The sequence below is a fragment of the Paenibacillus sp. BR1-192 genome (assembly GCF_029542445.1).
GTDB classification, from domain to species: Bacteria; Bacillota; Bacilli; order Paenibacillales; family Paenibacillaceae; genus Paenibacillus_AQ; species Paenibacillus_AQ lautus_A.
In genome coordinates this window covers 3404180-3418852 of record NZ_CP120718.1, presented here as the reverse complement: position 1 = coordinate 3418852, position 14673 = coordinate 3404180, and the positions used below count along the sequence as shown (strand labels likewise).

Here is a 14673-nt window from a genome sequence, read left to right as displayed (position 1 = left end):
CAATGGAGAAGATCGGAAAATACCAAATCATAGCCATGACCATCTTGTTTATGATCGGCAGCACCCCTTTGTATGAGCTGGGGATTGAAGCTAAACAAGATGCTTGGCTGGTCGTGCTGGTTGCCATGCTCGCGGGATTGCTGCTGTTGTGCGTCTACCTCTATATCCAGAACAAAAATTCGGAGCATGCACTACCCCAAATTCTAAATCGGCATTTCGGGAAATATTTGGGTTCCCTTATTACTGCAGCCTATATCGTTTATTTTGCGTATGAATCCATGCGAAATACCCGCGAGTTCGCGGACATCATCAATATCTCCTTTCTCCCGAAGACACCGCTGTACATCCTGATTCTCTTGATGGTCTTGCTGTCCGGTTATGCCGTTTGGAAAGGCATTGAGGTATTCTTTCGCGTCACGGAATTTCTGCTTCCTTTTACGATGTTCGGATATATCTTGATCGTTCTCATGTTCATCGGTTCGAATATCATTCACCTTGACCGCATTATGCCCATGCTTGAAAACGGAATCCGGCCGGTGCTGCAAGCAGCTTTGCCGGAGGTGATCAGTTTTCCGTTCGGTCAAATCGTGGTCTTTCTCATGTTTTGGAGTCATCTCGATGACAAGAAAACGCTGTCCAAGACCTCCTTATCTTCTTACATATTCATAGGCATCTTTTTAATGATATTCAACATTTTAAACCTTGCGATACTGGATCCCTCCATAACGAGCATATCGACCTTTCCGCTGCTTCGGTCGGTTCGTCTCATCGAAATCGCCGATTTTCTGGAGCGTTTGGACCCGTTGATCATCCTGCTGATCTATATCGGCATTTTCGTAAAAATGACCGCATTCTACCTCGGTGCCGTACTCGGTCTCTCCAGCCTGGTCAAAATCAGCCATAAAAAAACCACCGTGATCGTGGGTGCTTTCATTTTTACCATATCGTTCACTTCGCCGAACTTTATTTATCATATCTGGATCGGGTTCGCTCAAAATTTGAAATACCACTTTCCCATCTTTCAGATCGGACTGCCATTGCTTCTTGCTTTGATAATATTAATCAAAGGAGGTCGTTCATCCAAATCCGGCTGATCGGTGGATTGGGTCAATATGGATGTTCATCAAAAAAGCCGCGAATAACGCGGCTTTTTAAGCGTGTCACTGAGAGGGATAAGACTAACAACCATCCATATCCTATTGTTCGGGGGTTGCGGCAGGTAACCATCCTTCCAGCAGCGCTCCTCCCTCCGGATGGTTGCTGACGGTTATTTCACCTCCGTGCCGCCTTATGATTCTTTGTGAAATGGTCAACCCTAAACCGCTGCCTCCAGTTGATCGGCTTCGAGACGCTTCCCCACGGTACAAGGGTTCAAAAACGCGCTCCAGGTCTGCCGAGGAGAAGCCCGGTCCGTTATCGAGTATCGTAAACCTGATCCGGTTGTCGTCCTTGCTGCATCGCACAGCAATTTCACCACCCAAGGGTGTATGTCTGACGGCATTGTCCAGGAGATTATTCATGGCGCGCTCCAATAAATGCGTATCGCCTCTTAGTAGACAATCGCCCATGAATTGTGCGGTAAAGGTAATATGCTTGTCAGCCGCAAGAGGCCGCAGGCTGTCCATCGAATTCTGGATAACATCTCTCAAATCAACGAGGCTGCGGCTAAGTTCCGCCTCCAAATATTCAATCCTCGTAAATGTGAAAAGATCCTCCACAAGACGATCCAACTGCATCGATTTTTCCTTGCATACCGCTACGTATTTGGCGACCATTTGCGGGGATTGAGCGATTCCTTGTTCCAAGCCATCCAAATAACCCCGCAACGCAAACAACGGCGTCTGCAAATCATGCGCAACGGCAGCAATCACGAATCGGCGTTCCTGTTCCAATTCGGCTTGTTTTTGATAGGATTTCTCAAGCCCCTTCACCATCACTTCGAATCCATCGCGTACTTCGGCGATTTCGGTGATCCTGGATGAGGGCAACCGCGCCTTCCAATCGCCTGTCGCGATTTGCCTGGCTGCATTTCCCATCTTCTCAAGCGGTTTGAGCACGAACCGTCTCATTCCCATTCCGACAATCAAGATAGCAAGCAGCAGTCCTGCAAAAGCCGACATGACCTGTTTTTCATTGGTTCTTGGCAAATACAGAGTTACCCTGCCCAGCAATTGACCATCCTTGATGACGGAGAATCGTTCCGTTGACAACGACGTACCGCTGCGTTCCGGATTAGACCGATACAGCTCCCGCGCTTCCGCGGATTGAATAAGAACATCCATTTTCGCTTCATGGAGCGCCGTTTTCAATTGATTTTGCCAAGCCGGTTCCGTCCATTGGCCGGAGCCTGCTTCAATGAAGTGTATCATTTCCGATAAATTACTTTGCAGCGTCTCATTTTGCAGACGCCCTTTTTCGAAGCTGAGCGTCTTGGTCTCCATAAAATGGGCAGTGACAAAAAAGATCCACGGTAACAGAAGGATAAAGAAAAAGCAAAGCATGGTAAAGGTTCGAATGCGCAGCTTCTTCATGTCAACGACCCTCAAAGCGATAGCCTACTCCCCACACGTTAACGAGGAATTGCGGCTGGTTCGGATCAGCTTCGATTTTCTCGCGCAGCCGGCTGAGATGGACGCGGATCGTATGCCTGTCGCCCACCCCGTCCCAAAATTTCGCAAGCAGTTGGTCATAGGTGAAAACATGTCTAGGATGCTCTGCGAATACTCGCAGCAGTTCGAACTCCTTCGGCGTGAGCACGACGTTATTGCCATCCACGACTACTTCTCTTGTGGACAAATTTAACCGGAGGCGGCCGTAATCCAACACCCGCTCCTCCATTGGCAGCCGGGTCGCGGAGCGTCGCAGTACGGCTTTCACACGGGCAACGATCTCCGCGGGAGAAGCCGTTTTGACGATATAATCGTCGCCGCCGAGCGTCAGCCCCCGGATTTTGTCCACGTCGTCGCTGCGGGCACTCAAGAAGAGAATCGGAACAGGGCTTTCCGCCCGAATCCGGCGGCACAGCTCAAATCCATTTTGTCCCGGCATCATGATGTCCAGAACCATGCACTGAATGGGATGCTGTTGGAATATGGCCCACGCCTCCTCCGCATCACAAGCAGTCTTCACGTGAAAGCTGTCATTCTCAAGAAAGTCCCTTAATAGTTCGACGATGCTTTGGTCATCGTCTACAACGAGTATCGTATTGTCTCCGCTCATGAAAATCCCACCTTTGCCATCTAGTTTATCATTTTTTTTGCAGGAACCGACGAGAGTCCATGAATTGTGATGGTTTGTTTATACTTTTGTGACCTTTTTACGACTTCGTTTGAGATATTCGTTTGTTAAACTTCTATTTGCGAACACGGACGGGACTTCATTCGGGAGGTCGTTCGGGCAATTCAGCCGAATCTACGCGATTCGTCATCGCATCAAAGACGGGAGGATCTATATGCTAACTGTACAAATCGTGTTATTTGATGGTTTCGACCTGCTGGATGCCATTGCGCCTTACGAGGTTTTTTGCGCGGCAGCGTCGTTTGCAGAACATGAGTTAAACGTGAAATTGGTCACGGCTGAAGGGTCTAGGACTGTGGCTAGCGGCGTTTACGGATTAAAAATTGAAGCGAGCAGCCGACTGAATCCGGAATGCGCGGGCATCATTCTCGTACCGGGAGCGTCGGGCGAGGTCGACGGAGAGGGTCCCGATTCGATCCCTGCTATTTTGGGCCGGGCCATGAATACCGAATTGACCGGTATGATCGGGCAGGCACTCGACCGGCAGGACATCGTAGTCGCTACCGTATGCGGCGGCTCTCTGCTGCTGGCTATGGGCGGACTATTGGAAGGGAGATCTGCGGTAACGCATCACCTCGGCATGGGCTTGCTTGGTGCAACCGGGGCAGTCCCGATCAAGGCACGGGTCGTGGACGACGGCAGCCTCGTTACCGGCGGCGGTGTCACATCCGGGCTTGATGTGGCACTGTACTTGGTGGAACGGGAACTCGGACCGCGCATCGCGCACGCGGTAGAGCAGTTATTCGAGTACGAACGAAGAGGAACGGTTTGGAAGGGGATCGGTCTGGCACCAAGCACGCAGATGTCTTTGCCGGACGACAGCGAACCGAACGCAGCAGCGAACCATGGGGCGTTTACTAACGCAGCCTCGGGTCACCAACTCACGCAGGCATCTATATTCGAAGGGGATTGGGATACGATGATCGCTACGCCTGTGGGGAAAATGGAAGTCAGGCTTTCCATATCGGCAAGGAACGACATCATCGAAGGAACGGCAACGCAAGGAGATGAAACCATCCGATTCAGGAGCCCTGTGCTTCAGAACGGCAAGCTGGCCTGGTCGCTTCCCATCACGAAGCCCATGCGCCTGAACCTGAAATTCGAAGTTACCGCGGACGGAGATATTATGACCGGAACCGCCAAGGCCGGCATGCTGCCGGCATCCAAATTAACCGGAACACGGGTTTCTTAAGATTCGGAGGTTGTGGAACTGCATGAAGAAACGGAAATCATTATACCTGCTGCTGGCCTGTGTCAGCCTTGTGTTTATTCTATACGCCCTGGTCAAAAACTATTGGATCGATCCCGGTGCCGCTGGTTTTTTAAGCCGTAAAACCGGGCTGAAGCGGGAGCTGAATCTTCCGGTCTGGTTGAATGTCATGTACGTTCATGTTGGATTTGCATGTCTGGCCATGGCGTCGGGCTTGATCAACTTTTCCAATCGAATGTTTGAAAAAAGCCGCAGGTTCCATCGTTTCAACGGCTACGTTTACCTCGTGTCCGTACTGCTGGTTGTCCTGACCTCCGGATATATGGCGCCTTACGCCACCGGCGGAAAAATCAGCAGCATGGGATTCAACGCGCTCAATCTGATCTGGCTGTTTGTCACCATTACGGCGCTCATCCAGATCAAGAGGAAACGAATCGACCGGCACCGGAACTGGATGATCCGGAGTTACGCCTTCTGCTTCACGAACCTGTTGATTCATCTTATCACTTCCCTTGTTCATCAGGGTTTCGGTTTGGTTTACGCCACAAGCTACACCATTGGCCTCTACGGCTCTATTGCACTGCTGATCGTTATTCCTGAAATCATCATCAGAACGAAACGAAAGGAATGGGTAATCGAATGAAAAAAATGATTAGTTTACTTATGTCGTTAACACTGATACTTAGTTTGTTTGCTCCGGCTGCAAGCGCGAAAGCGAATAAGAATCAAGATGAGTTCAAAAACAGAAATCTGCATGTTCAAATCGTATTGTTTGATGGGTTTGATCTGCTGGATGCGCTGGCCCCATATGAAGTATTCGCTGCAGCTGGAATGTACTCTGGAGGAAAAGTTACCGTGGAATTGGTATCCGCAGAAGGCAAGCGCTCGGTCCAGAGCGGTTTGAATGGCCCTTCCCTCAAAGCCGAAGCCGTCTTAGACCCTAATCGCTCCGGAATTATCTTGGTTCCTGGAGCTTCGGGTAAACCAGCAGGCAATTCGGAAGATGCCATTCCGAATGTGTTAAAAGGAGCCCTGCAAACCCGTCTCCCTGCGATGTTAAAAAAGTCCATGGATAATAAGGATGTTACGGTTGCCACCGTTTGTGGAGGTTCATTGCTGCTTGCTATGGGCGGCATGTTGAAGGATCGACACGCCGTTACCAATCAGATCGGAATGACTGCACTGAAAGCTCTCGGTGCAAATCCGATTGATGCAAGAGTCGTTGAAGATGGTCCTCGCCTGGTGACTGGTGGCGGTGTGACATCTGGACTTGATGTTTCCCTATATTTGGTTGAGCGTGAATTGGGACCTCAAATCGCAAATGCTGTTGAACAGTTATTCGAGTACGAACGAAGAGGTACAGTTTGGCAAGCTGAGGGCATTGCACCGATCAACTTTTAAACTGGTAGTTTACAAAGCAAAAATCAACCGTAACTCGTTCTTTAGCTCTAACTATCTGGTGATATATATAGTTCATTCCGCACCAAAAAATCTCCACACCATACACAGGGTAAACGTTTGCCTATCCCTGTGCGGGTGCGGAGACCAATGAATCCAAAACAGAAACTAACCAAGCACGAAGCTTAATGGAGCTTTGACGTATTCTGTTTTTGCGTAATTTTCAGTTTCTCCGGGGTAACGTCCTCGCCATTCGGGTCCACAACTTTCAACGTAGACATGGTCGAGAGAACCTGCCCTCGGATGGCTTGCAAATATTCCTGACGAAGCTGCTGCTGTTCAGTATATTCTTCTTGGCTCAGACCTTCGGTCTTCTGCTTGCGGCTCAGTTCATTAATTCTATGCAATGAAGGTATGGTCATGGTTATCTTTCATCCTTCCGTATAACAAGTTGTAACAGACAGTTTACTGTAAATAACCTTTGGTTGCAACTAATCCAAGGAAACCATGCCAATGCGAATGGATTTTCCAGCCAAATCAAAAAAGCCGCCCATTTGGCGGCTCCTTAAGCTTTAGGCAAACCTATCGAAAATTGATGGGGAAAGCCCGGTAACCCCTTGAACATGAGGACCCCCTCACTGACTAAAAACCAGATTCTGTGCACGATATAAGAATAACTTACGAATTGGCGTGAAATTTCGAATATACGATCTAAGACGTCCCCTGCTTTAACAAGATCACCAGAATGGTGCTCCTCTTGCAGTTCAGCGACCGATTGTAAGATAAGCGCATCCATTCGATCCTCTTCGCAGCCGATGACCCTGTCCTCTTCCCAGAATCGAAGAACATGATCCTGTCCTGCCAGCTCCAGCCATTCGGATTCGTACCGTCTCCTTAGATCCGAGTCCAGCGGAATCCCATCACCATAAGTTTTAACGATTTCAATGTAAATCTCCCGCTCGATCCTGGATTGATAGACTGGAGTCTCGCCCTTGTTCTGCTGCAAACTCGATTCTTTGAGAATTTGCGTCACATTCACCACATGAACGGGGCGTTTCCGCTCCCTCAGCAAGTACGATGCAAAGCGAAGCCCGGTTTGATCATGGGCGTTATCCGCGCACCATATGACTACGGTCTTGCTCTCCGGTATGGTTTTTAGCGTTTCTATCATGCGCTCGATTTGGTGTTCCAGATTGCTCGTGTAAGAAGAGTAGTAATCTCTGTCATGTTCCATCAACCAGATTAGCCTGCGCTGCTGCCCTTCCGCTGTGCTTAAATCCCTGATAGGGCCGGTGGAAAAGCATTCATTAAATGCTAATACGCGGGATTTCTCCCGATTCCCCACCTTACTGAGCGCCACTTTTAATGAACCGGCATTCGAGAGACTGAAAATGATATGAACATGCGTTTGGAGATTCTCCTCCTGCAGCCGCTCATGGTGAACGATCTCTGCATGATGTTCGATCAGCTTGTACAATCGCTCAGCAGCCCTTTTCTCTTCATGCCCGACGTTCGTGGCATCCTGGATCGCTGTGTTCAGCAACCGACGGAGTAAAAGCCAATTCTCTCTTTCCCCAAACCCTTGCAATTTCTCGTATAGCTTATCGATAAGGATCCCTCCGAAGCGAAGTTCAACTGTTTCGTCACTTCTTGTTAGTCGAGCAGCTGCCGCGTTTGGAAGCAGCCTCCAATACCGATTGGATCGTTTGCTCCTCCAAGTATTGATTCAACTGCCGTTCCGCACCGTCCATCACCTGTTTGACCAGACATACGCAAGCACCCGACTTGTCTTCGTTCCTGTCGCTAGGCTTCTCTTCGGTCAGCAATCGATGCTGCTGCGAATTGAGATTGGAGCATTCAAACAGCTGCTGCCTTCCTTCGATCACTTGGATCACTTCTAAAAATGTAATCTGCCGGGCCGGCTTTGCCAGCTCATAGCCACCGTTTACCCCCGGCACGGCACGCACGATTCCGTCCTGTCTCAGCTTGGACATGATTTTGGACAAATAGCTTTCCGAAACGCCTAGTGTCGCAGACAGCTCCTTGATTCCGATGTTGTGGTCACGCTCCGATTGAGCCAGATGTATTAAGGCGTGCAGAGCATAGTCAACGCTTTTGGAAAACTGTATGGCGGTTTCCTCCTTTGCTTTATTTTATTTACCATAGACCCATGATATCCATTATATTGATTCAGTTTCTTATTTGCAATGAATCCGCGAAGACGGGATAAACCATGGCGACTTCCTCAAACAACAAAGACCAGGACCAAGCAAGAATCATTAAAAGATATTACCTTCAAGAGCCGCCATATTTTATGCTTAGGGCGGCTCTCCTACCTCCCACCACCCTTGTGGGAGATGTGCTCTTCTCCAGTGACCTGGCAATCCATTAGCTTCGAAGCAGTGAAGAGGACGAATCGATTCAGGAAAAGCGGAGCGGTCGCCTTTGGAGCCGAATTTCAACCCCTATCATACAATCCAGAAATTCGGCGACAACAGCGATTGGAGGAACGATACGTACGCGGAGCTTCAAACGTTAACTCTTCGAAGCTCTCGCGTAAAGCAGCTCTCTTTAAAGCCGCTTTCACATAATTCACCCATGTTTAAAGCGTCTACGATTAAGCTTTACTCCGGAACCTCGAACATGAAAAAGCCGCCAAAACGGCGGCTTCGCAAGCGCAGCTTCATACGCTTCTATAGATCTCGGTTAAAGTTTATCAAGGTTACGCCTCCTATTCATCAATAGGCACGCCTTGTTATTTGGACATATGGCCATCATTCGAAGGATCGTATAATCCCGATGTGTTCTTGAACCATTCGAATATATGGGTAACGCAAACCTTGAGAACAGCGTAGCCGGGTACGGCCAACAGAATGCCAACCACGCCGAACAGATTACCGGCAGTCAGTATGACAAAGATAATCGTAATCGGATGAATCTTCAGCGTTTTGCCCATAATTTGCGGAGAGATGAATTTGCCCTCGATCAGCTGCACGATCGTCCATACCGCCACCATCTTCAGCAGCATCACCGGCGAAGTGACCAGAGCCACAATCAACGCGGGCGTGATCGCAATGGCAGGCCCCAAATAGGGGACTACGCTGGTGAACGAGGCGATGATGGCAAGAATAAGCGCGTAATCCAGGCCGATGATCATGTACCCGATGTACAGCAGAATACCGATGCAGACACTGACAATAATCTGACCGCGGATGAACGAACTGATCTGGTGATTGATATCCTGAAGCACATGCAGGATCCCCGAACGACTCTGGGTCGGCAGGAACGACAAGATTTTCCGAGGAAGCTTTTTGCCGTCTTTCAGCATATAGAACAGGACAAAAGGAACCGTAATGATCGACAACACGATCTCCGTAAACGCGCCAAGGAAACCGCCTACCTTGCTCCATGTCGAGTTCAGGATTTCGGTTGCTTTCTGCGTTATCGTGCCCCACCATTCCTGGGAGTTGATGTTCACGGCTTCTTGCAGCTGACTATACAACTGGCTGCCGGTCAGCTCTTCAAACTGCTGCCTGACTTTCTCGCTGTACGTCGGGAAATTGTCTATCAGACTCATAATCTGGGTGCGGAGCACCGGAATGACCGCCAGCACCACAACCGTCAAAATTCCGGCAATCAACAGATATAATATCAGGATGGACCATCCGCGTTTGATTTTCCTTTTTTCCATCATATCCACCAAGGGATTCAGCAAATAATACAGGATTCCGGATAAAATGATCGGCAGCACGATCGTCTTGATCAGAACCGCGATCGGATGCAGAACAAACGAGATTTTGCTTAATACCATGACGTTTAAACCGACCAGCAACAGAACAAGCAAAAGCAGCACAAACTTATTGTTTAGAAAAAAGCGCTTGAACCGATCCGGCCAAATGCGAGGTTGCTCCATATATGTCCTCCCTTATTTAGGTTTATCGATTCCAGACACAAAACTTGCATCGATGCAAGCCACCCATGGCGTCAAGATAATCGAGCACAGCTTCGCTAACTCCATTCTTTTAACTATAATGTTTCTCCAGGGCACATGTCCAGTCAACCAAGGGCCAGCATGAGGGTTCGTTTTTATGGTCGGTCATCTCATGATGGAATAAGCCTGCGTGTCATGAAGACACACAGGCTTAAGCTGTACGAACACGCTTTACCCACGGTTTTATAAGTACCGAGAAATGATGCGCACTAATTTTGCGGGCAGCTCATTCAGGTTGGTAATGTCCAGAAACCTCTCGGCACCATAAATCCGGCTAATGACATCCTTGTCTTGTCCGATGGCGGCAGCCAGAAATTTGACTCCTTTTCTTTCATATTCGGATAAGGTCTGCTGCATGTCTTGAATGGCAAGACTTCCGGTATAGTCTTCCATCGCCTTAGGCTGCCCGTCGCTGATGCTGATCAGCAGCTTGGTCTGCTTCGGTGAAGCTGCCAGCCGTTCCGCCATGATCCTTAACGCCATACCATCCCGATTGTTGCTTCTCGCGCGGATTCCCATCAACCTGAAGCGATCGCGAACATCCGGATGATCGTAGTCGGCATAAGCGAAGATCGACATCTGCTCCAAGCGGGACACATCGGCCGTATCGCCGTAGATCAGAACAGGAATATGGCAAATCTGACAAAATTCATAGACCGCAATGACCGCACGCTTGGCTGCCTCCAATCTACCGAACGCAGCCATCGATGCGGATTCATCGACCCTCAGTCCGACCACAAGACCAGGGGATTCAGTCGGAGGACGTTTCTTGGCAAATAACCTGAAGTCCCGGTAGGCTACGCTGTCTGCCTGAAATTTTGATCCATAGTATTGATTTTTGGCATACTCCGCGGTGATTTCGTGCTCCAAGAGCGGCAGCGTTTTTCTGGCGATCTCCCGTACAACCGGCATAAGCCCCTGACTTAACCGCCCATATTCCTCCTGTAGGTTCGGATCATAATCAGGGCGATGAACGATCAGCTTTACCGACCGATGAAGGGAATCGGACACGATTTCTCTGGAAACCCGATTCAGCTTCTTGCGGAAATCCCGTTCCTTCTGCTTCTCCTCTTCCGACATGGGCTCAGGATTAGCCTGGTGATAATTCGGCTTGCCCTCCTCGCCCGAATCCGTGCTCTCCATCTCCGCTGATTCATCCGATGAAACGGATGTGCTGCCTTCGCTCTCAGCGGATTTTTTTAAGCGGACCCCTTCTTCCCCGGCTTGCTGATCCGGATTGGAGTCAACATCCATATCGATTTCCCAGGTTGAGATCTCCACGGCATCCCCTCTTCGTTTGCTTGGGGGTTCAACCGAAATTTCGTCCAGCAGCCCCAACAGGCCTTGGCCTTCCAGCGCATCTTCCAGCAGTTTGATTTCTTCCGGATCGGTCGTAATCTTGTAGATCACTTTGTGATAAAGGGATTCTCTTGCAGAAGATCCCTGAGCCACGGCATCCGCCCAATAGAAATAGGAACGCATGCCGGCAACCCCCTTAATGGCATTGGCCCGGGCTGTTTTGTCCAACAGAATGATGACCCTTGCGAGGATGTCCAGCATTTCATCGTCCTCGCAGCCGATTTTGGCCTTTGCGCGCTCCATCATCATATCCTTGGTCGGCAGATCCATTTTCTCCGAATGCTGTATCCTGTCTCGCAATGCTTCATTTAGCGGCCTGGATCCCGCATAACTGCGGTTGGCCGTGATCACCGCAATGAAATCCGGATGCCTGTGCACGATACCCATCGGCAAATTCAGCGTGCCGCCGGGCTCCAGCGCGGAATTCAGCGCCATTAATACGGCAGCATCACGTATCACGTTCGGTTCCTGTATTTCCAGCAGATAGCCGTTCTGAAAGGCTCTGACGATCTCGGAAGCGTAAAATCGATATTCTACCGCCTTATTCTCTGCGGCATTCGCGGCCAGCTTCAATACATGCTTCATCTTCGCCGAAGCAAGCTCCCGCGAAATTCCCAAAGCCTCCATTAGAATCTCCGTCGAACTTCGAAAGCCGTCACTATCGTATAGGGCTTTCAAGGCAGCCTGATCGGCAGGTTCCAAGTACTCTATTTGATCGGAAGTAATGACCGGTAAAATGGCTCCGATAATATCCGATTTATCCATATCGGCAAAACATGTGACTTTGGTGTAGGGGAGCCTGAAGTTCGCGGATAAAGATTTGGCGAGCTGCGTCTTTCCGGATCCGGCATCCCCCTCTAACAAAACATTGGCGATTTTCATCTCGCCCCGATCCCAATTCCGCTTAATTTCATTCGAGATTCGCCGTTCTTCCTCACTTCCTTTATGCGTTAACGGTTTTGTCCAGACAAGGCTCTTTTCTTCTTCGGTCAATGCTCTCCCGGGAGACAGCACGTAATATTCATTGTCATTCTGTTCTAGCATAACCTATCTCCTCCAAGCTTTTCCCAGCGTGGAAGGATACTCTCGCTCCATTCCCCCGCTATCCGGGATGCCTCCTCATTATTCGTACCCCAATTCTCTCAATGCTCTGGTTAATGTCCGCAGTCTTTCACCAATCATCTCGCCGTTATCGCTCAAAGCCTCGTTAAACAGCCTGATATCTTCATGGATCTGTTCATTGTCCGTGCATACGGCTACCGTCATGGCGCTTCCCTGCAGCCCGATCCGGTCGATCACGGGATTCTGCGGATCATAGAGCTGCTCGTATCGATAGGCTTCGCTAAAATGCGCCAGTGCGCTGCAAACGAGAATAGACAAATCCAGAATGCGATGAATCGGAAGCTCTAACGATTGTTCGGTTGCTTGCTCGTCCACATTTCTCCACACTCTGGCGGCAACATTTGCCTGGCCTTCCTCGTTTCCCTGAGACAGTCCGAGGGATAACGCCCTGACATCGGTGGCGCCCGCAAACCGCCCATCGACCTCCCCGTAATTATCCGACACAATGACAGGCTTATGATTCATAGAAGCGTGTATGTCCATCATTTCTCCTCTTTTCTCAAAAATGGATCTTACATAAACATTTCAAGCGCATCGTTTGCCATAGAACATATAAGTAATGATTAATGATTATTATGATAAACATTTTTATTATTCATCTATTTATATAATAGACATATTTTATTTTGTTGTAAATACCTGACTGGTAACGCCCAGCAAAGCGTGAATTTATGAATTGAACAAAAAAGAAAAGAAGCATCCCCATGTTCAGGAGATACTTCTTCGGAATTAATGATGGTATGGTCTGTTTCACCGACAGTTCTCAATTTCAGCCGCTTCGTTGCTGGAACACGGAGAAACCCCTATTGTTTAGCTGCCAAGAATTCATCCAGCTGACGCTGTATCTCGGCGACATACTCGTCAATCCCAGCCGCCTTCAGCTTCTGGATCGCTTTGGGATACTCTGTCTCAAAATCGACAAATCCGGAACGGATCGCAGCTAGATCTTTGCCTGCGACTTCTTTCAAGGATGTCTCGATCAACTTAACCTTTTCGTTATTGAATCGGAATCCCAAGGATTCGGATCGAACAGCCTGATCATCCCAGCTCTTATATTGATCGATGGATTCCTGGGCCACGTTCGGCCCGAACAATTGGTAATTCTGGTTTCTAAACATCCATTCATAGAAGAATTCACTCGGGGTGAGCTTATTGATTCTTCCGTCCACGATCTCGTAGTCCTTGCCTTCGACGCCATAGAGAGCAAACTGGTAATTTTCCTTGGATTTATAAATCCAGTTCACAAACTTCATGGCTCCTTCCGGATTCGGAGCATTGACTGGAATGCCCAGAACTTCCCCGCCTGTGGCGGTCACATAACGCGGCTTATCCTCGGCTAGCAGATAGGTCTTAACTTCGGCATCCGGGGCATTGGCTTTGATGGCATCGACGATTTCCATTTCCTTGCCCAGTGATCCTTCCACCCATAAATATAGGCCGGTCTGCATGCGGGAGTCTCTCTCGTTGTATTTGATGGTCAAATCCTCTGTGTATAAACCTGCTTCATACATTCCCCGGTTAAATTTCGCCACTTCCTGGAATGCTTCCGTTTCATAATAGCTGTATGCTTTCTTGCTGTCTTCCCCGAATACAACCAAATCTTCGACGGCGATCCAGTTATATTGTTCATCGGTAAAGTACCGAGTCAACGGTTTAAAGATAATGTCGGCGGGTCCTTTCATTTCAGGAAACTTCTCTTTCGCCTTGGTCGCGAATTCTTTTAAATCGTCGGGTGTCTTCACGTCGGTCATCCCCACGGCTTCCAGTATATCCTGTCGGACGGCAACCAGCTGGTACATGGCCGAGGACGGTGCATAGGCCGACGGAATGCCGTGAATTTTCCCATCGATGGTTGCGCCTTGAAGCTGTTCCATCGGCAAAACTTTCAACATATCCTGACCATATTCCTGGATTAAATCATCCAGAACCATGGCTTGTTTCTTGTTGACGATCGTGGAAAGATCCGGAAGACCATCCCAATACAAATCGATCGGTTCGTTCGCGGCCAGCATGATATCTTTCTGTTCCCAATACTGGGCCCACGGCACATATATGACTTCGACCTTTAGACCGAGATCGGCAGCCATTTTCTCTGCGAATTCGTTGTTTAAAAATTCGTTCATGCGATCGCTTCGTTCCCCCGGATACAAAATCGTGACGGTTTCGAGCGCGGCTGCCCCCTCTTTTTTGCCGCTGCATCCTGCCATTACCGAAACGGATGCGATCAATAAAACCAACAAGATCAGCATTTTTTTTGCTTTCATGAAAGACCCTCCCTATGAAATGGTTAATCTAT

The 14673-nt window shown here is 49.0% G+C and carries 13 protein-coding genes; 4 read left to right on the top strand and 9 right to left on the bottom strand.

What is annotated here, in order from left to right:
* The first annotated feature begins 2 nt into the window (after positions 1-2).
* On the top strand, positions 3-1094 hold the full coding sequence (locus P0X86_RS15205) for a GerAB/ArcD/ProY family transporter (protein ID WP_277748877.1): 1092 nt from the start codon (positions 3-5) through the stop codon (positions 1092-1094).
* A 102-nt stretch (positions 1095-1196) separates the two neighbouring features.
* Here P0X86_RS15205 and P0X86_RS15200 read toward each other — a convergent pair whose 3' ends face one another.
* Together P0X86_RS15200 and P0X86_RS15195 are read right to left on the bottom strand one after the other, a co-directional pair.
* On the bottom strand, positions 1197-2531 hold the full coding sequence (locus tag P0X86_RS15200; RefSeq protein ID WP_277748876.1) for a sensor histidine kinase: 1335 nt from the start codon (positions 2529-2531) through the stop codon (positions 1197-1199).
* Position 2532: 1 nt separating this feature from the next.
* Positions 2533-3219: a response regulator transcription factor gene (locus P0X86_RS15195; RefSeq protein WP_277748875.1), complete on the bottom strand. Its 687-nt coding sequence runs from the start codon at positions 3217-3219 to the stop codon at positions 2533-2535.
* A 232-nt stretch (positions 3220-3451) separates the two neighbouring features.
* Here P0X86_RS15195 and P0X86_RS15190 point away from each other — a divergent pair, with 232 nt between their 5' ends.
* Genes P0X86_RS15190 through P0X86_RS15180 form a run of 3 tightly spaced genes read left to right on the top strand, consistent with a single transcriptional unit; the run spans position 3452 to position 5908 of the window.
* The gene (locus tag P0X86_RS15190; protein ID WP_277748874.1) at positions 3452-4489 is read left to right on the top strand and encodes a DJ-1/PfpI family protein; all 1038 of its coding nucleotides are present in this window, start codon (positions 3452-3454) and stop codon (positions 4487-4489) included.
* Between the two features lie 22 nt (positions 4490-4511).
* Positions 4512-5150, top strand: a complete 639-nt coding sequence (locus tag P0X86_RS15185) for a DUF2306 domain-containing protein (protein WP_277748873.1) — start codon at positions 4512-4514, stop codon at positions 5148-5150.
* Positions 5147-5908 carry a DJ-1/PfpI family protein gene (locus P0X86_RS15180; RefSeq protein WP_277748872.1) on the top strand — a complete coding sequence of 254 codons (762 nt, stop codon included), beginning with the start codon at positions 5147-5149 and terminating at the stop codon, positions 5906-5908. The genes P0X86_RS15185 and P0X86_RS15180 overlap by 4 nt, the downstream gene beginning before the upstream one ends.
* A 182-nt stretch (positions 5909-6090) precedes the next feature.
* Here P0X86_RS15180 and P0X86_RS15175 read toward each other — a convergent pair whose 3' ends face one another.
* From P0X86_RS15175 to P0X86_RS15145, 7 genes are all read right to left on the bottom strand, one after another.
* Positions 6091-6327, bottom strand: coding sequence for a DUF896 domain-containing protein (locus tag P0X86_RS15175; RefSeq protein ID WP_009590590.1), 237 nt, complete (start codon positions 6325-6327; stop codon positions 6091-6093).
* Positions 6328-6470: 143 nt separating this feature from the next.
* Positions 6471-7448 (bottom strand): DUF1835 domain-containing protein, encoded by a 978-nt coding sequence (locus P0X86_RS15170; RefSeq protein WP_277748871.1) that lies wholly within the window; start codon positions 7446-7448, stop codon positions 6471-6473.
* A gap of 100 nt (positions 7449-7548) precedes the next feature.
* Positions 7549-8034, bottom strand: coding sequence for an RrF2 family transcriptional regulator (locus tag P0X86_RS15165; protein ID WP_277749039.1), 486 nt, complete (start codon positions 8032-8034; stop codon positions 7549-7551).
* A 626-nt stretch (positions 8035-8660) separates the two neighbouring features.
* On the bottom strand, positions 8661-9818 hold the full coding sequence (locus tag P0X86_RS15160) for an AI-2E family transporter (RefSeq protein ID WP_096773597.1): 1158 nt from the start codon (positions 9816-9818) through the stop codon (positions 8661-8663).
* A 261-nt stretch (positions 9819-10079) separates the two neighbouring features.
* On the bottom strand, positions 10080-12299 hold the full coding sequence (locus P0X86_RS15155) for an AAA family ATPase (protein ID WP_277748870.1): 2220 nt from the start codon (positions 12297-12299) through the stop codon (positions 10080-10082).
* A gap of 78 nt (positions 12300-12377) precedes the next feature.
* Positions 12378-12860, bottom strand: coding sequence for a DUF6530 family protein (locus P0X86_RS15150; RefSeq protein ID WP_192572651.1), 483 nt, complete (start codon positions 12858-12860; stop codon positions 12378-12380).
* 320 nt (positions 12861-13180) lie between these two features.
* The gene (locus P0X86_RS15145) at positions 13181-14641 is read right to left on the bottom strand and encodes an ABC transporter substrate-binding protein (protein WP_213578490.1); all 1461 of its coding nucleotides are present in this window, start codon (positions 14639-14641) and stop codon (positions 13181-13183) included.
* Positions 14642-14673: the final 32 nt, after the last annotated feature.

Coding starts and splice junctions, on each gene's coding strand:
- P0X86_RS15145 (WP_213578490.1), bottom strand. CDS start 14,641: ATGAAAGCAAAAAAAATGCTGATCTTGTTGGTTTTATTGATCGCATCC.
- P0X86_RS15195 (WP_277748875.1), bottom strand. CDS start 3,219: ATGAGCGGAGACAATACGATACTCGTTGTAGACGATGACCAAAGCATC.
- P0X86_RS15155 (WP_277748870.1), bottom strand. CDS start 12,299: ATGCTAGAACAGAATGACAATGAATATTACGTGCTGTCTCCCGGGAGA.
- P0X86_RS15180 (WP_277748872.1), top strand. CDS start 5,147: ATGAAAAAAATGATTAGTTTACTTATGTCGTTAACACTGATACTTAGT.
- P0X86_RS15205 (WP_277748877.1), top strand. CDS start 3: ATGGAGAAGATCGGAAAATACCAAATCATAGCCATGACCATCTTGTTT.
- P0X86_RS15175 (WP_009590590.1), bottom strand. CDS start 6,327: ATGACCATACCTTCATTGCATAGAATTAATGAACTGAGCCGCAAGCAG.
- P0X86_RS15200 (WP_277748876.1), bottom strand. CDS start 2,531: ATGAAGAAGCTGCGCATTCGAACCTTTACCATGCTTTGCTTTTTCTTT.
- P0X86_RS15160 (WP_096773597.1), bottom strand. CDS start 9,818: ATGGAGCAACCTCGCATTTGGCCGGATCGGTTCAAGCGCTTTTTTCTA.
- P0X86_RS15150 (WP_192572651.1), bottom strand. CDS start 12,860: ATGGACATACACGCTTCTATGAATCATAAGCCTGTCATTGTGTCGGAT.
- P0X86_RS15185 (WP_277748873.1), top strand. CDS start 4,512: ATGAAGAAACGGAAATCATTATACCTGCTGCTGGCCTGTGTCAGCCTT.
- P0X86_RS15190 (WP_277748874.1), top strand. CDS start 3,452: ATGCTAACTGTACAAATCGTGTTATTTGATGGTTTCGACCTGCTGGAT.